Source organism: Brachybacterium sp. NPDC056505, from assembly GCF_042794925.1.
GTDB classification, from domain to species: Bacteria; Actinomycetota; Actinomycetes; order Actinomycetales; family Dermabacteraceae; genus Brachybacterium; species Brachybacterium kimchii.
Genome location: NZ_JBHTSV010000008.1, coordinates 38,125 through 54,677, shown reverse-complemented (window position 1 = coordinate 54,677; position 16,553 = coordinate 38,125). Strand labels below are relative to the sequence as shown.

General features: G+C 73.3%; 13 protein-coding genes. 5 read left to right on the top strand and 8 right to left on the bottom strand.

Annotation, left to right across the window (positions count from 1 at the left end; translation table 11 throughout):
• Positions 1-2 precede the first annotated feature (2 nt).
• Entirely contained in the window at positions 3-557 is a 555-nt protein-coding gene (dut, locus tag ACFQ53_RS07395; protein ID WP_377857500.1) for a dUTP diphosphatase, read from the bottom strand.
• A gap of 65 nt (positions 558-622) precedes the next feature.
• Between dut and ACFQ53_RS07390 the strand changes: the two genes are divergently transcribed.
• Positions 623-1,123 (top strand): DUF3093 domain-containing protein, encoded by a 501-nt coding sequence (locus ACFQ53_RS07390; RefSeq protein WP_377857497.1) that lies wholly within the window; start codon positions 623-625, stop codon positions 1,121-1,123.
• Between the two features lie 148 nt (positions 1,124-1,271).
• Here the strand turns inward: ACFQ53_RS07390 and ACFQ53_RS07385 are convergent, their stop codons facing one another.
• Positions 1,272-1,568: a DUF4193 domain-containing protein gene (locus tag ACFQ53_RS07385; RefSeq protein WP_152353089.1), complete on the bottom strand. Its 297-nt coding sequence runs from the start codon at positions 1,566-1,568 to the stop codon at positions 1,272-1,274.
• A 261-nt stretch (positions 1,569-1,829) separates the two neighbouring features.
• On the opposite strand from ACFQ53_RS07385, the gene sepH reads away from it, so the two are divergent.
• On the top strand, positions 1,830-3,296 hold the full coding sequence (gene sepH / locus ACFQ53_RS07380; protein WP_377857494.1) for a septation protein SepH: 1,467 nt from the start codon (positions 1,830-1,832) through the stop codon (positions 3,294-3,296).
• 41 nt (positions 3,297-3,337) lie between these two features.
• Here the strand turns inward: sepH and ACFQ53_RS07375 are convergent, their stop codons facing one another.
• From ACFQ53_RS07375 to ACFQ53_RS07365, 3 genes are all read right to left on the bottom strand, one after another.
• Complete coding sequence (locus ACFQ53_RS07375) at positions 3,338-4,513, bottom strand: alkaline phosphatase family protein (RefSeq protein WP_377857491.1); 1,176 nt, start codon at positions 4,511-4,513, stop codon at positions 3,338-3,340.
• Complete coding sequence (locus ACFQ53_RS07370) at positions 4,510-5,082, bottom strand: DUF5998 family protein (RefSeq protein WP_228358564.1); 573 nt, start codon at positions 5,080-5,082, stop codon at positions 4,510-4,512. The genes ACFQ53_RS07375 and ACFQ53_RS07370 overlap by 4 nt, the downstream gene beginning before the upstream one ends.
• A gap of 76 nt (positions 5,083-5,158) precedes the next feature.
• Positions 5,159-7,933, bottom strand: a complete 2,775-nt coding sequence (locus tag ACFQ53_RS07365; RefSeq protein WP_377857486.1) for a GNAT family N-acetyltransferase — start codon at positions 7,931-7,933, stop codon at positions 5,159-5,161.
• A gap of 190 nt (positions 7,934-8,123) precedes the next feature.
• Here ACFQ53_RS07365 and ACFQ53_RS07360 point away from each other — a divergent pair, with 190 nt between their 5' ends.
• Together ACFQ53_RS07360 and ACFQ53_RS07355 are read left to right on the top strand one after the other, a co-directional pair.
• Complete coding sequence (locus tag ACFQ53_RS07360; protein ID WP_377857484.1) at positions 8,124-10,589, top strand: DNA topoisomerase (ATP-hydrolyzing) subunit A; 2,466 nt, start codon at positions 8,124-8,126, stop codon at positions 10,587-10,589.
• A gap of 144 nt (positions 10,590-10,733) precedes the next feature.
• Positions 10,734-11,645 carry a D-hexose-6-phosphate mutarotase gene (locus tag ACFQ53_RS07355; protein ID WP_377857481.1) on the top strand — a complete coding sequence of 304 codons (912 nt, stop codon included), beginning with the start codon at positions 10,734-10,736 and terminating at the stop codon, positions 11,643-11,645.
• 81 nt (positions 11,646-11,726) lie between these two features.
• Here ACFQ53_RS07355 and hisF read toward each other — a convergent pair whose 3' ends face one another.
• Together hisF and ACFQ53_RS07345 are read right to left on the bottom strand one after the other, a co-directional pair.
• Positions 11,727-12,512, bottom strand: coding sequence for an imidazole glycerol phosphate synthase subunit HisF (hisF, locus tag ACFQ53_RS07350; protein ID WP_377857478.1), 786 nt, complete (start codon positions 12,510-12,512; stop codon positions 11,727-11,729).
• Positions 12,509-14,575, bottom strand: coding sequence for a type IIA DNA topoisomerase subunit B (locus ACFQ53_RS07345; RefSeq protein ID WP_377857655.1), 2,067 nt, complete (start codon positions 14,573-14,575; stop codon positions 12,509-12,511). Before ACFQ53_RS07345 ends, hisF begins: the two co-directional genes overlap by 4 nt.
• A gap of 301 nt (positions 14,576-14,876) precedes the next feature.
• On the opposite strand from ACFQ53_RS07345, the gene ACFQ53_RS07340 reads away from it, so the two are divergent.
• Positions 14,877-15,095, top strand: coding sequence for a hypothetical protein (locus tag ACFQ53_RS07340; protein WP_152353098.1), 219 nt, complete (start codon positions 14,877-14,879; stop codon positions 15,093-15,095).
• 77 nt (positions 15,096-15,172) lie between these two features.
• On the opposite strand, the gene ACFQ53_RS07335 is transcribed toward ACFQ53_RS07340, so the two are convergent.
• A complete protein-coding gene (locus ACFQ53_RS07335; RefSeq protein ID WP_377857474.1) occupies positions 15,173-16,549 on the bottom strand; it encodes an MBL fold metallo-hydrolase in 1,377 nt (458 codons plus the stop codon).
• Positions 16,550-16,553: the final 4 nt, after the last annotated feature.

The window sequence follows — 16,553 nt, the reverse complement described above, 5'->3', positions numbered from 1 at the left end:
GCTCACTCCTTCCCGTCGGCGCCGGCCGCGGTCGCGGCGGCGCCCTCGGTCGAGATCACGGTCACGCCCGGATCCTCGGCGGCCCGCAGGCCGCCGCTCGAGCCGAAGCCGCGGTCGGCGCGCTCGCTCTCCTCGAGGTCGGCGACCACCTCGAGGCGCGGTGCGACGAAGGGCACCACCACGAGCTGCGCGATGCGGTCCCCGCGGTGGACCGCGAAGTCCTGCTCGCCGTCGAGGTTCACCAGCGGCACCCTGACCTCGCCGCGGTAGCCGGCGTCCACGACGCCGGGTCCGTTGAGGACGGTCACCCCGTGGCGCACGGCGAGCCCGGAACGCGGGCACACCAGGCCCACCGTCCCCTCCGGCAGGGCGAGGCTCACGCCCGTTCCCACCAGGGCCCTGCCCAGGGCGGGGATCACGAGGTCCTCGGAGCTGATGAGGTCGAAGCCGGCGTCGTGCGCGTGCGCGCGGTAGGGCAGCACGGCCTCCTCCGCGAGCACGACCGGCATGCGGGGCGCTCCCCCGGGCTCGGCCGCGGCCTGTTCGTCGATGGTCATGACTCCAGACTAGGCGCACCCGAGTGCCGCAGAATGCTCTCCGGTGCGCGTGAGACGATTGGCGCATGCCCGACGCCTCCGCCGACTCCGCCCGTCCCCGCACGCTCTCCGATGCCGCCCCGCTCCATCGCGAGAGGCTCCTGCCCAGCATCGGCGTCTGGATCGTGGGGGTCGCGTTCGGCAGCGTCCTGGGGGTCATCCTGGTGCCGCTGTCCCATGCGCTCTCGCTGGCCGTGGGGATCATCGGCGTCGTCGGCGTGTGCGTGATGCTCGCGATGGCGAGCCCGGTCCTCGAGGTCTCGGGCGCCGACCTGCGGGCGGGACGCGCGCAGATCCCCGTGGATCTTCTGGGCGAGCCCGAGGTCCTCGACAAGGACGGCTGGACTGTCGCGATGTCCGTGGGCTTCGAGCCGCTCGCCTTCCATCTCACGCGCGGGTGGGTGCACACGGGCGTGCGCGTGCCGGTGCTCGACGAGGCGGATCCCACTCCGGCGTGGGTGCTCTCCACGCGTCGGCCCGAGGATCTCGCCCTGGCCCTGCGCAGCGCGCGCTCCCAGCGCTCCTGACCCGCGGGACCCCCGCCCCCCGGTCTGCGGGGCTGATCCTCCGATAGGACCTGCGATCACGACGGGACGAGGAACGGGGCGGCACACCACATGGTGTGCCGCCCCGTTCTCATGAGCGCCGGCGCCGCAGGGCGCGGGATGCGTCCCCTCAGGCGCATTCCTTGCAGATGATGACCGTGCCCTCGACATGGTCGATCTGGCTGCGGTGCTTCACCAGGAAGCAGCTCCCGCAGGTGAACTCGTCCGCCTGGCGCGGGAGCACGCGCACGGACAGCTCCTCGCCGGAGAGGTCCGCCCCCGGGAGCTCGTAGCCGTCGGCGACCTCGGCCTCGTCCTCGTCGACCGCGGGGGTCGCGGCCTCGTTCCGGCGGCCCTTCAGCTCCTCGATCGAATCCTCGGAGGACTCGTCGTCGTTCTTGCGCGGTGCGTCGTAATCAGTGGCCATCGGAAGTCAATACCTCGATCAGGAGAAGAGTCGGGAGTCCGGGCACAAAAGGAGTGTCTGGCCTGCATGGCTGTCAGCTCCCCCGGCGTGCCCCTCGGTGTTGTCCACGCCGGATGCGGCGCGATTATTGCAGAGCGGGTGCCATATCACAACACGGAGGATCCGACCGGGTCCGGCGGGCGCGTCCGCCGAGGTCGCGGGCCGGGCGCGATCTATGATCTGATCACGTCGCGGACCATGCTGCGACGGGAGAGGACCACGATGCGAGAGCTCGAGCTCGACGGGATCCATGACGACGGCGAGCACATCGTCCTGCGCGATCTCGACGGCGAGCAGTACACGCTGAGGATCGACGAGGCGCTGCGCGCGGCCGTGCGCCGCGACCGACCGGCCCTGGGGCTGATCCAGTCCTCGGAGGCGACGGCGCTGCGCCCGCGCGAGATCCAGGCGCTGCTGCGTGGGGGCCGCACGGCCGACGAGATCTCCGAGATGGCCTCGATCGACGTGGAGCACGTGCGCCGCTACGAGGGCCCCGTCCTCGCCGAGCGCGGCTTCACCGCCGAGCGCGCCCGCACCTTCAAGGTCGACCGCTCCGGCGGCCCGGTCCTCGACGAGATCGTCACCGAGCGGCTGGCCGCCCGGCAGGCCCTCGAGGGCCTGCGCTGGGACGCCTGGCGCCTGCCGGACGGCACCTGGAACCTCGAGCTGGTCTTCCGCTCCGGCGGCCGGGATCGCGAGGCGCACTGGATCGCCGACATGACCCGCCAGGTCGTGGTCGCGGAGGACGACGAGGCCCGCTGGCTGAGCCTCGACGACGACGCGCTCGACCAGCCCGTCGCGGGTCGCGCGCGCCTCACCTCGCTCAAGAGCTCCGTCTACGACCAGGAGTCCGACGTCGACGGCGCCTCCGCCCGTCCCCGTCGCACCGCGCCGCGCAGCCTCGGCCGCCAGGCCCCTGCCCACGAGGACCACCCCTCGCGCGGCGCGAGCGGAGCCGGAGCATCGTCCGGCCCCTCCGCGCGCGGAGCGCGGGGCGACGCCATCGACGAGGACGCCCTGGACGCGCTCAACGCCCGCCGCGGCCTGCGGTCCGTCCCCGCCTCCCTGGACGACGAGCCGACCTGGTCCACCCTCGAGGAGGACGAGGAGCGCAGCACCCGCTCGGCCGACGAGGACGCGCTGCGCGAATACTCCGACTCCCCCCGCGAGGACCTTCCGGAGGACGTCGACGAGGACGACGTCGACGGCGGCGCCTCGGCCGATGACGAGGACCTCGAGGTCACCGGCGGCCCCGAGGGCGACGTCGGCACGGAGCGCGATGGCTCCGGCGGCGAGGACACGGGCGCCGAGCCGGAGCCCCTCGTGGTCCCGGGGCGCACGCTCGAGGAGTCCGTCGCCACCGGCGATCGCGGAGCGGAGGACGAGCCGTCCGCGGCCGCGGGCTCCGACGGGAAGGACCTCGGCTCCGGCGTCGCCCCCGCGGCGAACGACACCGTGGACCTGACTCCCCTTCCGGGCTTCGACGACGTCGCCTACTCCCCCGCGGAGGACGCCGACGGGCAGATTCCCGAGGGCGGCGACGGCCAGCAGGGCAAGGCCACGGGCCAGCGCTCCGGGAGCAAGGAGAAGAAGTCCGGCAAGGGCGAGAAGAAGTCGTCGTCCTCGCGGGCGAAGCGCTCGAGCATCCCCAGCTGGGACGAGATCGTCTTCGGCTCGAAGCACGACTGACGTCGGCCCCGGTTCCCGGGCTCCGTCGCTCCGAGGTCCGCTCACACCTCCACGGTGAGCAGCGGCACCAGGGACTCCGCACTCGTGAGCGAGCCGTGCACGCCGGTCTCCGGCCGGCGTGAGGATGCATGACGACGCGGGTCGTCGACGACCCATCGCCCGCGCGCCAGCACGATCGCATCGCCCACTCGGCCGTGGAGGTGCGGGGGGATCGAGGGGGACGTCCCAGGTCCCAGCAGCCCCGCGCCGAGCATCTCCTCGCGCGAGAGCACGACCGCGTGCTCCCCCACCGCCTCCCGCGTCGCCTCGACCAGGGCCGGGGCGTCCTCGGGACGACGGGCGAAGAGCACGAGCGCACGTGGCTCCCCCGCGACCATCGCGAGGCCGCGGCGCACCTGGGGGACGCGGGCGAGGTCGATCGTGCGCTCGGGGGCGGTGTCGACCATGCCGTGGTCGGCGGTCATGTGGACGCGCGTTCCCGTGGGCGCGCGCCGCAGCAGCGTACCGATCAGGGAGTCAGCGCCGGCCAGCGCGTCGCGCCAGGCGTCCGAGTCCACCCCGTGCTTGTGGCCGGCGTGGTCGACGTCGTCCACGTGCAGATGCACGAGCGCGTCGTCGCCGCCCGCGCGCAGGGCCGCGAGGGCCGCTCCCGTCCGGTCACCGCGCTCGGCCTGCGCGAAGAACTCCCAGCCGCGGAAGGCGCTCCCGGTGAGCAGGCTGCCGGCGTGCTTCGCGGGGGCGACCTGGAGGGCGCGCCGCCGTGTCCTCTCGGCGGGCACGGGGCACGGCATCCACTGCGCAGGATCGATGCCCGCGGCGCCCGTGAGCTGATTGACGGCCCGGCCGCTGCGCGGGTCCCGGGTGAGGTAGCCGAGGACTCCGTGCTCGAGCGGTGCGAGGCCCGTGATCAGGGAGGTCATCGCGGTCGCGGTCGTCGACGGGGAGACGGTGCGCACCGTGCGCACCTCGTCGCGCAGTCGGCGCAGGGTCGGGGTGAGCGCGAGGTGCTCCTCGAGCAGCTCGCTGCCCAGCCCGTCCACGAGGACCACGAGGTCGCGCCCGCCGTCGGCCCGCGCGAGCAGGGGCGGGACGATGTCGAGCTGGCCCGGGCGGTCGCCGCCCGCGAACGGCGCGGGCAGCAGGTCGGGGGCCGACGGGAAGGTCGTCCCGGCCCGGTCGCCGCGGCGGGAGGCGGAGGCGTCGCCTGCCGGGGTCATCCGACGGCGTCGATCGCGTCCAGCAGGCGGTCGTGGAAGCGCACGGCCGCGTCGACGGCGTCCTGGCCGTCGGCGAGCGCGCTCACGCGCAGCGCGAGATCGGCGGGCGCGAGAGTGCCGCTCCAGCCGTGCTCCGCCTGGCACTCGGGGTCGTCGCACCAGGCCCGCTCGACGTCCAGACGCCGACTGCCGCCCCAGGTGACCGCGAGGGTGACCTCGGCCTCGCTGCCGCGCACCCGCGTGCCGTCGGAGTCGAACACCTGGGACATGCCCGTGGTGTGCACACGGTCCAGGCGCACGCGCTCGGTGGTGGAGACGACCTGGCTGGGGTTGAGCTCGTCGGCCGGATCGTCGTCGAGGTGGGTGACCACGAGGTGGCGGTCGGTGATCACGAGGACCGTGAGGTGGCGCCGCACCTCGGGCCCGTCGAAGGTGGTCTCGGGCCGCACCAGGTGGGCGCGCACCGGCGCCGCGCGCAGGGCGCGCTGCACGCAGGCGGCGGCGGTCTGCGGGAAGTACCCGGCGCTCTCGAGCTCGCCGAGGAGATCCGTGGGAAGTGCGGTGGACATGGGGTCCATCCTTCCACGCGTGCACGAGGCCCGTGACCGCGCCCGTGACCGCTCGCGCACGCCCGGCCGGGTGCTCTCAGGCGCTCGCGGGACCGCTCAGGGTGCGGCGCAGGCTGTCGGTGCGGTTGGGCGCCTGGGCGACCTCGGCGCGGGCGCCGATGATCGTGCACCCTCCGCGGCCGACCACCACGGGGTGCAGCACGAGGGAGTGCAGCTCGGGCAGGTCCTCCGCCATGAGGCCCACGCGGATCACGAGGTCCTCGAGCCGGGCGCGGTCCGCGGCCGGCAGTCCCAGGTGGCCGCGGAGCTTCACGGAGGTCGCGGGGCCGTCGATGAGCCGGGTCACCGACTCGTCGTCGAGCGGCGGGATCGCGTAGGCGACGTCGTCGAGCAGGTCGGTCGCGTCCCCCGCCAGGGAGAAGGCGAGCACGGGCCCCAGGGACGGGTCCTCCACGCTGCGCACCACGACCGGGATGCCGGGGGGCGCCATCGCCTGGACGGCGAGGTCGGCGCTCGAGAAGGCGAGGTCGCGGCGCATGGCGGCGAAGGCGTGGCGCAGCTGCACGGCGTCGGGGATGTCCAGGCGCACCCCGCCGAGGTCGCTGCGGTGGCTGAGCACGGGGTGGGTGCTCTTGAGGGCGATGGGATACCCGATCTCCGAGGCGGCGCGCACGGCGTCGTCGGCATCGGCGACGGTGCGGGAGGGCAGCAGGTGCAGGCCGTAGGTCTCGAGCAGGGCCGAGGTGCGCTCCTGGTCGAGCGCGCGGGGCGCCGTCCCCTCGGCTCCGGGCGCGGAGATCTCCGTCTGGACGATGCGGCGGGCCGCCTCCCGGTCGATGCCCTCGCGGGAGGCGGGAAAGGCGGGCTCCTCCCCGCCGACGGCGCCGCGCCGGGCGGCGAGCATGCCCGCGGCCGCGCGCACGGCGAGCACCGGCGTGGGGTGCAGCGGCGGCATCTCGTCGTCGGCGCGGGTGGCCCGCTCGAGGGACTCGAAGCGGTCGAGGTCGGTCACCGCGCACACCACCAGGCGCACGTCGGCCCCGCGGGCGGTGCGCGCCATCCGCGCGAGGGAGGCGGAGAGATCCTCGCCCAGGGCGTCGAGGACGGCGAGGACCACCACGTCCACCTCGCCGAGCGCCGCGAGCGAGGTGAAGGCGCGCTCGACGAAGCGGGGGTCCGTGCTCAGCAGGGCGCGGCGCTCGTCGCGCACGACGCGCAGCCCGGCCGCGTCGGCCGCGCCCCGCAGCGACTCCCCGAGCGCCGCCGTGTTCGCGAGCAGCCCGACGCGGTCGCCGGGCGGCACGCCCTGGCGGTCGAGGGCGTCGACGACGTCCGTGAGCTGGTCGACGCTGAGGGTCGGCACGACCCCAGCGGAGAGCAGGACCTGGTCCAGCGCCCGTCGGGGCAGCTGGGAGGAGCGCACGTCGTGCCCGGGAGGGGCCGCCGTCGTGGTCCCCGGCGGGCGCAGCACCACGAGCGGCCTCTTCCGCGTGATGCGCCGCGCGATGCGCGTGAACTTGCGGGGGTTGCCCATGGACTCGAGCGAGAGCGCGATGACGCGCACGTCCTCGTCGTCCTGCCAGTGCTGGAGGGTGTCGTTGAGGGAGACGTCGGCGCGGTTGCCCACGGACACGAACTCGTGCACGCCGATGCCGCGGGACTCGACGCCGCCCAGCAGCATCGCCGAGAGCGCCCCGGACTGCCCGGCGAGCGCGACGCCTCCCGCGCGTGGGAGGTGCGGGACGAGGGAGGCGTTCAGGGAGTGCTCCCCGGTGCGCAGGAACCCGAGGGAGCCGGGCCCCAGGACGCGCACGCCCTCGCGGCGCGCCGCGCCGACCAGACGGCGCTGCAGGGAGGGCCTCTCCCCCGCGCCCGACGGATCGGCCCCGCGACCCCCGGCCGTTCCGCTCCCCGCGGTCTCGGCGAAGGCCTCGGTGGGCAGCAGCACGGCGCGCACCCCGGCGCGCCCGCACTCCTCGACGGCGGCGATGCAGTCCTCGGCGCGCGCGAGGGCGATGACGGCGAGATCGACGGGCCCGGGGACATCGGCGATCCGGGAATAGGTGCTGTGTCCCTGCAGCTCGAGGGCGTCCCGGGCGACCACGTGCAGCTCGCCGTCGTAGCCGGCCTGCTCGATGTGCCGCAGGATCCTCCCGCCCATCGAGTCGCGATGGGAGGAGACCCCGAGCACGGCGAGGGAGGCGGGGTGCAGCATGCGCTCCATGGCGCGGGCCTCCGCACGGTGCTCGCGCTCGGCGATCACGGCGCGGGAGCGCTCGGTGGGGTCGATGCTGAACTCGACGACGACCACGCCGTCGTCGTAGGTGCGGCGCACGTCGAAGCCCGCGTCGGTGAACACGTTGATCATCCGGCTGTTCTGCGGGAGCACGTCCGCCACGAACGTGGCGACCCCGCGCTCGCGCGCGGCAGCGGCGAGGTGCTCCAGGAGTACGGATCCCAGTCCCTTGCCCTGCTGGGAATCGGCCACGTTGAAGGCGACCTCGGCCTCGGAGGTGCCCTCGAGGCGGTCGAAGCGGCCGACGGCCACGATGTCCTCGCCGATCAGCACGATCAGGGCGACGCGGTCGCGGTGGTCCACGACCGTGAAGCGCGTGAGGTCCCGCGGGGAGAGCTCCGGCATCGGGGCGAAGAAGCGCAGGTACCGGGAGTGCTCGGACTGCGCGGTGTGGAAGCGCTGGAGGGCGTCGGCGTCGCTCGGGAGGATGGGCCGCAGGTGGGCGGCGCTGCCGTCGCTGAGCGCGATGTCCGCCTCCCAGTGGGCGGGGTAGGCGGCGGAGGCCGCGGTCGCCCCGGCGCCCGCGCCGGAGCCCGCGTCGCGTCGTGCTCCCATGCCCCGATCATACTGAGCGCCCGCCGCCCCGGGTGCGGGTCCATGGTCCCTACGGTCCTCGGCGGGAGGTCCCGCCGGCCGCGCGAGCGGGCACCGCGGTCGCGCGAGCGGGCACCGCGGCCGCGGCGTCGGCGACATCACCGCCCCCGCCTGCACGGTTCCTGGGCACGGATACGGCAGGATGAACGTCATGGCACGACGCAGCAGCACCGCAGGCAGCGATGAGGACGAGAACATCGACGGCGTCGTCGTCGATGTCGACGTCACCAGCGAGATGGAGACCTCGTACCTCGAGTACGCGTACTCCGTCATCTACGCGCGCGCCCTGCCCGATGCCCGCGACGGCCTGAAGCCGGTCCAGCGCCGGATCCTGTACATGATGGACGACATGGGGCTGCGCCCCGATCGCGGGCACGTCAAGAGCCAGCGCGTGGTCGGCGAGGTGATGGGCAAGCTCCACCCCCACGGCGACAGCGCGATCTACGACGCCCTGGTGCGCATGGCGCAGAGCTTCTCGATGCGCATGCCGCTCGTGGACGGCCACGGCAACTTCGGCTCGCTCGACAACGGCCCGGCCGCCGCCCGCTACACCGAGGCGCGCATGGCGAAGGCCGCGCAGCTCATGACGGCCTCGCTCGACGAGGACGTCGTCGAGATGATCCCGAATTACGACAACCAGCTGCTGCAGCCCTCCGTGCTCCCTGCGCAGTACCCGAACCTTCTGGTCAACGGCGCTTCGGGGATCGCCGTCGGCATGGCCACGAACATGGCGCCCCACAACCTGGTGGAGGTCATCGCGGCGGCCCGCCACCTGATCACCCACCCCGACGCCGACCTCGAGGACCTCATGCGCCTGGTCCCCGGCCCGGACCTGCCCACGGGCGGGCGGATCGTGGGCCTCGACGGGGTGCGCGACGCGTACCGCACAGGACGCGGCTCCTTCAAGATGCGCGCGACCACCAAGGTCGAGAACATCACCAGCCGCAAGAAGGGCATCATCGTCACCGAGCTGCCCTACCAGGTGGGGCCCGAGCGCTTCGCCGAGAAGCTGCGCGACGCCGTGCAGTCCAAGAAGGTCCAGGGCATCAGCAACTACCAGGACCTCACCGACCGCCGCCACGGGCTGCGCCTCGAGCTCAAGGTGAAGTCGGGCTTCAACCCGGACGCGGTGCTGCAGCAGCTCTACCGCTTCACGCCGATGGAGGAGTCCTTCGGCATCAACAACGTGACGCTCGTCGAGGGGCAGCCGCGCACCCTCGGCCTCAAGCAGCTGCTCGAGGTGTTCATCGCGCACCGTCTGGACGTCGTGCGCCGCCGCACCGCCCACCGCCTGGGCAAGCGCAAGGAGCGCCTGCACCTCGTCGAGGGTCTGCTGATCGCGATCCTCGACATCGACGAGGTCATCCAGATCATCCGTGCGGCCGACGACGGCGAGCGCGCCCGCACCGCCCTGATGGCCGCCTTCGACCTCTCCGAGGCGCAGGCCGAGTACATCCTCGAGCTGCGCCTGCGCCGCCTCACGAAGTTCTCCCGCATCGAGCTCGAGACCGAGCGCGACGAGCTGCGCGCCGAGATCGAGCGGCTCGAGGAGATCCTCGCCTCCGAGGAGCTGCTGCGACAGGTCGTCTCGGACGAGCTCGCGCACGTCGCCGCCGAGCACGGGACCCCGCGCCGCACGGTGCTCCTGGAGGCGGGATCGCAGCAGGCGACCTCGCAGGCCGCACCGCTCGAGGTCGCCGACGAGCCCTGCCGCGTGCTGCTCTCCGGCAGCGGGCTCATCGCCCGCACGAGCGACGCGGAGGACGTGGTCCGCGAGGGCGGCCGCTCCTCGCACGACGTGGTCGTCGCCGACGTCCTCACCACCGCCCGCTCCCAGGTGGGCGCGGTGACCAACCTCGGGCGCCTGCTGCACGTGGGTGTCGTGGAGCTGCCCGCGCTCGCCCCGACGGCGGGCCCGCCGAGCCTCGCGGGAGGCACGAAGCTCTCCGACCTGCTGACCCTGGAGAAGGGCGAGAGGGTGATCGGGCTCGTGCGCGCGGCGGGCGCGGATCTCGAGCGCGGCGGCAGCCTGGCGCTCGGCACGCGCCAGGGCGTCGTCAAGCGGGTGACGCTCGACTTCCCGCGCGGCGACGGCTTCGAGATCATCTCGCTCAAGGATCGTGACGAAGTCGTGGGGGTCGTGGACCTGCCCGAGGACTCCGCGGCGGGCGACACCGACCTGGTCCTCATCACCTCCGACGCCCACCTGCTGCACTTCCCCGCCGCAGGGGTGCGGCCGCAGGGCCGCGGCGCGGGCGGCGTCGCCGGCATCAAGCTCGCCGAGGGCGCGCACGTGGTCTCCTTCGGGGCTGTCGACGTCACCCGCGAGGCGGAGGTCGTGACGATCTCCGGCACCTCGGGCGCGCTGCCGATGACCCAGACGGGATCCCTGAAGGTCAGCGCCTTCACCGAGTACCCGGCGAAGGGCCGTGCGACCGGCGGCGTACGCTGCCACCGCTTCCTGCGGGGCGAGGACGCGCTGATCGGCGCCTGGGCCGTCAACTCCCCCGCCCGCGCCTGCTCCGAGGCCGGCCAGCCCGTGGACCTGCCCGGCCCCGTCGGGCGGCGCGACGGCTCGGGCTCTCCGGTCGCGGTCCCGATCGCCGCCGCCGGCTGACGGAGCCCTCGAGGCGTTCCTCCACGAGTGATCCCGCCACGAGTGATCCCGCCGTGCGCGATCGGTCCCGGGGACGCCGGATGCTCCGGACGGATTCGTCCCCACCCCTGCACCCACGGGCCGAAACGGTGCGACCATAGGGGCATGAGCACCACGACCAGCCCCGAAGACCTGCCCCAGGGAGTCACCCTCGAGGACCTGCACGGCACGCCCGCGCTCGTGGTGGACATCCCGGCCTGCTCCGCCGTCATCCACCTCGACGGCGCCCACCTGACCTCCTGGGTGCCCGACGGCGAGGACGACGTGCTGTGGACCAGCCCCGACGCGGTCTACGCGGAGGGCGAGCCGATCCGCGGCGGCATCCCGCTCATCGGCCCCTGGTTCGGACCCGGCCGCGACGGGCGCACCACGCCCTCCCACGGCTGGCTGCGCAACCACCGCTGGGAGGTCGTCGCGGGCGAGCACTTCCACGGCTGGGCCGACGAGGACGCGGACGTGGTGCATTCGGACTCCGTCGCGATCACCCTGGGCCTCGAGGGGGCGGATCCCTCCGGGCAGGGCGTCGCCGCGCAGGTGCAGTTCGTGATCGGCGCGGATCATCTCCAGGTGCGTCTGGACGTGACCGCCGGCGACGAGCCTCTCGAGCTCGAGGCCGCTCTGCACACGTATCTCTCCGTGGGCGACGTCGAGGCGGCGCGCTTCACCGGCCTCGCCGGCGCCTCCTACCTCGACAACCTCCGTGACCTCACGCCGGCCGTGCAGGAGGGCGAGCCCGAGATCGACGGCCCCGTGGACCGGGTGTACGAGGTCTCCGGTCCCGTCACCGTGCACGACCCGGTGCTCGAGCGCGACATCGTGGTGAGCCCGCACGGCTCGAGCCGCACCGTGCTGTGGAACCCGTTCAGCGACGGCGCCGCGCACCTCGACGACATGCCGCTCGATGCGTGGAAGCAGTTCGTGTGCGTGGAGACCGCCGTCGCCAAGGACGGCTTCGTCTCCCTCGCCCCCGGCGCGACCCACTGCCTCAAGGCGCGCTACGAGGTCGCCCGGAGCTGAGCCCGGACGCTCGGAGCGCCTGCTCGGCGGGCGCGGACGACCGGCCGTCGTCGGACCCGCGAGGTCACCCGACGGGTGCCGTCAGCGGACGGGCAGACCGTCGGCCGCGAGGGCTTCCTTCGCCTGGCCGATGGTGAGGGTGCCGAAGTGGAAGACGCTCGCGGCGAGCACGGCGTCGGCGCCCGCCCGCACCGCCGGCGGGAAGTCCTCCGCGCGGCCCGCACCGCCCGAGGCGATGAGAGGCACGTCCGCCGCCGCACGGGCGGCGCGGATCAGCTCGAGGTCGAATCCGCTGGTGGTGCCGTCGGCGTCCATCGAGTTCAGCAGGATCTCGCCGGCGCCGCGCTGCGCGGCCTCGGCGATCCAGGCGATCGCGTCGATGCCGGTGCCGCGGCGGCCGCCGTGGGTGGTGACCTCGAAGCCCGAGCCGGAGCGCGCGGGGCCGTCGGGCGTCTCCTCGGTGACGCGGCGGACGTCGGCCGAGAGCACGAGCACCTGGTTGCCGAAGCGCTCGGCGATCTCCGTGATCACCTGCGGCCGGGCGATGGCGGCGGTGTTCACGCCGACCTTGTCGGCTCCGGCGCGCAGCAGCTGGTCGACGTCCTCCGCCGAGCGCACTCCCCCGCCCACGGTGAGCGGGATCAGCACCTGCTCGGCGGTGCGCCGCACCACCTCGAGCATGGTGCCGCGTCCGCTCGCCGAGGCGCTCACGTCGAGGAAGGTGAGCTCGTCGGCCCCCTCCTCGCCGTAGCGGCGGGCGAGCTCGACCGGATCTCCGGCGTCGCGCAGGCCCCTGAAGTTCACGCCCTTGACGACGCGGCCGTCGTCGACGTCGAGACAGGGGATGACGCGGACGGCGAGGCTCATGCGTCGATCCTCTCGCGGTCCAGCTCCTCGGCGCCCTCGATGATGAACTGCTTGCGCGGGGCGACGTCGCTGCCCATGAGCAGGTCGAACATCGAGGCGGCGGCCTCCGCGTCCTCGATGCGCACGCGGCGCAGGGTGCGGTGGCGCGGGTCCATGGTGGTGTCGGCGAGCTGGTCGTCGTCCATCTCCCCCAGGCCCTTGTAGCGCTGGATCGGCTCCTTGTACCGCTTGCCGCGCTTGTCCAGGCTCTTCAGCAGGCGGTTCAGCTCGTTCTCCGAGTACGTGTAGACGTACTCGTTCTTCTTCTTGCCGCCGTGGATGATCTCCACGCGGTGCAGAGGCGGCACGGCGGCGAAGATCCGCCCGGCCTCGAGCATGGGCCGCATGTAGCGATGGAAGAGGGTCAGCAGCAGGGTGCGGATGTGGGCGCCGTCGACGTCGGCGTCGCTCATCATGATGATCTTCCCGTAGCGCGCCTGCTCGAGGTCGAAGGTGCGCCCGGATCCCGCGCCGAGCACCTGGATGATCGCCGCGCACTCGGTGTTCTTGAGCATGTCGGTGATCGAGGCCTTCTGGACGTTCAGGATCTTGCCACGGATCGGCAGCAGCGCCTGGAACTCGGAGTTGCGCGCGTTCTTCGCGGTGCCCAGTGCGCTGTCGCCCTCGACGATGAACAGCTCGGAGCGCTCGACGTCGGTCGAGCGGCAGTCGGCGAGCTTCGTGGGCATCGTCGAGGACTCCAGGGCGTTCTTGCGGCGGGAGACCTCCTTGTGCATGCGCGCGGCGATGCGGGCGCGCATCTCGGAGACCACCTTGTCCACGACGAGCGCTCCCTGCTCCTTCTCCTCCTTCTTGCTGGAGGTGAGGAAGCCGGTGAGCTGCTGCTCGACGACCTTGGAGACGATCTGGCGCACCGCGGGGGTGCCCAGCACCTCCTTCGTCTGGCCCTCGAACTGCGGCTCCTCGAGGCGCACGGTGACCACGGCCGTCAGTCCCGCGAGCGCGTCGTCCTTCTCGATCTTCTCGTTCTTCGCGTTGAACTTCACGCGGCGCGCCTGATTCTCGACCTGCTTGCGCAGCGTCTTCAGCAGCGCCTGCTCGAAGCCCGAGGTGTGGGTGCCGCCCTTGGGGGTCGCCACGATGTTCACGAAGGACCGCAGGGTGGTGTCGTAGTCGGCGCCCCAGCGCAGCGCGACATCGACCTCGCATGTGCGGTCGACGTCCTTGGAGACCATGTGGCCCTTGGAGTCGAGCACGGGGATGGTCTCCGTGTAGTCGCCGCTGCCCTGCAGGCGGATCACGTCGGTGATCTTCTGGTCCTGCGCGAGGTACTCGACGAACTCGGAGATGCCGCCGTCGTAGCGGAAGGAGCGCTCCTCGTCCTGATCGGGGCTGCGCTCGGGCCGACGGTCCGAGATCGTGATCCCCAGGCCCGGCACCAGGAACGCGGTCTGGCGCGCGCGACGCACGAGCTCCTCGCTCGAGAAGTGGGAGCCCTTGATGAAGATCTGGGGATCGGCCCAGTAGCGCACGCGTGTGCCCGAGACGCCGCGCTTGACCTTCCCGACCCTGCGCAGCTCGGCGGGGCCGTCGGCGGCGGTGAACGGGGCGTCGGGCCCCGGCCCGTCGGCCCCGTCGGCGAAGACGCCTGGGACGCCGCGCTGGAAGCTCATGGCATAGGTGACCCCGGCGCGGTCGACCTCGACGTCGAGGCGGGCCGACAGCGCGTTGACGACGCTCGCGCCCACGCCGTGCAGACCGCCCGAGGCGGCGTAGGAGCCGCCGCCGAACTTCCCGCCCGCGTGCAGCTTCGTGTAGACGACCTCGACGCCGGTCAGGCCCGTGCGCGGCTCGGTGTCGACGGGCACGCCGCGCCCGGAGTCGCGGACCTCGACGGAGGCGTCCTCGTGGAGGATGACCTCGATGCTCTCGCCGTTGCCGCCCAGGGCCTCGTCCACGGAGTTGTCGAGGATCTCCCACAGGCAGTGCATGAGGCCGCGCGAGTCCGTCGACCCGATGTACATGCCCGGGCGCTTGCGGACGGCCTCGAGGCCCTCGAGCACCTGCAGATGGCGGGCGTCGTAGGCGGCCTGCTTCGAGGCGGTCTTCGCGGGGGCCTTCGTCGAGCTCTTCGCGGCGGGCTTCGCGGATGACGACGCGGAGCGCCCCTGGGACGAGGAGTCGGCGGCCGGGGTCTCGGAGGACGCGGTGGTGTCTGACACGCGCGTCATTCTACGGCGGCGAGCCCGACGACCAGGGCCGACGGGCGTCCCCGGCGTGGCGGGGCGCACGGGCGTTGCGCGGTGAGCGAACCGGAGGCGCGGATCACGCCGCGAACGCCCGCGCGGTGCTTGAATGTGGGGCATGAACACGACCGTCGAAGCCCCGCGACTGACCGCGCACGACCGCTGCGACCGCTGCGGCGCCCAGGCCTACGTCAAGGTCTCCCTCTCCGCCGGTGGCGAGCTGCTGTTCTGCGGGCACCATGCCCGCGCGCACGAGGACGCCTTCCGTCCGCTCGCCTCGGAGGTCATCGACGAGACCGAGCGCCTGCACGCCCGTCCGGTGCCGGTCGAGGACTGATCCCGCACACGACCTGACTCCCGAGGGCCCCGCATCCGCCGAGGATGCGGGGCCCTCGCGCGTCCGGCGGGCCCCGATCAGCGCGTGCCGTCGCCGCGCAGCGGGATCGCGGCGCCGATCTCGGGCAGGACCGTCTGCACGCCGTCGACCTCGAGGCGCTCGGGGTGGAAGCCGTGCAGGGCGATCACCCGGGCCGGAGCGATCCGCTCGACGATCTCGCGCAGGGCGAGCGGGCCAGCATGCCCCGAGGACCCGGCCGGGACCGTCGTGAGCCCGAGGCGTTCGAGCCAGTCCTGCCACACGTCCCAATCGCGCATGAACGGTCCCAGCGGCTCGCCCTGCGAATGGATCCAGGCGCTCGTGGGCCCCAGCGGGAGATCGAGCAGGGAGGTGAAGTCCTCGGCATCGATCTGGACGAGGAAGCGCCCGGGGGCCGCCAGGACCTCGTCGATGTCGACAGTGCGTGCCGCGTGCGGCCCGCGACCGGTCGCGAGCTCCCCCGCCCGGCGCTGGCTCCCGGACTGGGGTCGCGTCCCGTCCCAGGTGACGACTCCCCCGATGCCCATCGCGGTGAGCACGGCGGCGTGGCGTCCCGGCCACACGAGCGTGCGACCAGCGTCGGCGGCGGCATGGATGAGCAGTGCGGCGCGGTCGACGTCCCGCTCGTACGCGCTGAGCAGCATGAGGTCCTCGCTGCCGGTCAGCGCCTCGGTGACGACGCGCGCGATCTCCTCCTCGCTGCGGGGCTCGGGAGGCAGCGGGTCGAAGCTGAGCATCGTCGTCTCGCACACGAGCACGTCGGCCCCGCGCGCGGCCTCGAGGAAGGCGCGCGTGTGCGCCCCGTCCTCGCGGTGCAGGTTCACGTCCCCGGTGTAGGCGAGGACGCCGTCGGAGGCGCGCACGATGGTCCCGATCGCACCGCGCACGTCGTGGTCCACCCGGTGCACGGTGACGGCGAGATCCTCGACGGCGACCTCCTGCCCCTCCGCGATCGGGGTGAGGCGAGCGGCCGTGCCCGGCGTCGTAGCACCCGCCTCCTCGAGGGCGCGGTGCAGGGCGATGGTGTCGGGATGGGCGAGGACGCGGACCTCGGGCCGCAGGTGCGCCAGGAGTCCGTCGTGGTCGATGTGGGCATGGGAGAGGACGACGACGAGCGGTCGGTCATCCGCGGCCGCGAGCGCGTGCACCTCCTGCGCCCCGGGGCCGACGGCGCGCAGCTCCTCCGGCGCGAACAGCCCGGTGATCCGCGGCGCCGCACCGAGACGCAGGCGATCGGCGAGGCCGTGGCCCCCGCGCGCACGGGTGCTGTCGCGCAGCAGGTCCGCCTCGCCCGGGATGTCCTCGCCGATGTCCAGCAGCACCCGGGCGCGCGCGGTGCTGATCAGCACCTTGGTGCCGCCGATGACGCGCACCCCGCCGTGGATCTCGATGCTCGTGCCCGTCGGGTCGTCCATCGGC

What these genes read in the sequence shown, in the direction of transcription:
- ACFQ53_RS07390 (WP_377857497.1), top strand. Translation starts at nt 623, where the DNA reads ATGCCCGACGCCTCCGCCGACTCCGCCCGTCCCCGCACGCTCTCCGAT.
- ACFQ53_RS07365 (WP_377857486.1), bottom strand. Translation starts at nt 7,933, where the DNA reads ATGGGAGCACGACGCGACGCGGGCTCCGGCGCGGGCGCCGGGGCGACC.
- hisF (WP_377857478.1), bottom strand. Translation starts at nt 12,512, where the DNA reads ATGAGCCTCGCCGTCCGCGTCATCCCCTGTCTCGACGTCGACGACGGC.
- ACFQ53_RS07385 (WP_152353089.1), bottom strand. Translation starts at nt 1,568, where the DNA reads ATGGCCACTGATTACGACGCACCGCGCAAGAACGACGACGAGTCCTCC.
- ACFQ53_RS07355 (WP_377857481.1), top strand. Translation starts at nt 10,734, where the DNA reads ATGAGCACCACGACCAGCCCCGAAGACCTGCCCCAGGGAGTCACCCTC.
- ACFQ53_RS07375 (WP_377857491.1), bottom strand. Translation starts at nt 4,513, where the DNA reads ATGACCCCGGCAGGCGACGCCTCCGCCTCCCGCCGCGGCGACCGGGCC.
- ACFQ53_RS07335 (WP_377857474.1), bottom strand. Translation starts at nt 16,549, where the DNA reads ATGGACGACCCGACGGGCACGAGCATCGAGATCCACGGCGGGGTGCGC.
- sepH (WP_377857494.1), top strand. Translation starts at nt 1,830, where the DNA reads ATGCGAGAGCTCGAGCTCGACGGGATCCATGACGACGGCGAGCACATC.
- ACFQ53_RS07340 (WP_152353098.1), top strand. Translation starts at nt 14,877, where the DNA reads ATGAACACGACCGTCGAAGCCCCGCGACTGACCGCGCACGACCGCTGC.
- ACFQ53_RS07360 (WP_377857484.1), top strand. Translation starts at nt 8,124, where the DNA reads ATGGCACGACGCAGCAGCACCGCAGGCAGCGATGAGGACGAGAACATC.
- ACFQ53_RS07370 (WP_228358564.1), bottom strand. Translation starts at nt 5,082, where the DNA reads ATGTCCACCGCACTTCCCACGGATCTCCTCGGCGAGCTCGAGAGCGCC.
- dut (WP_377857500.1), bottom strand. Translation starts at nt 557, where the DNA reads ATGACCATCGACGAACAGGCCGCGGCCGAGCCCGGGGGAGCGCCCCGC.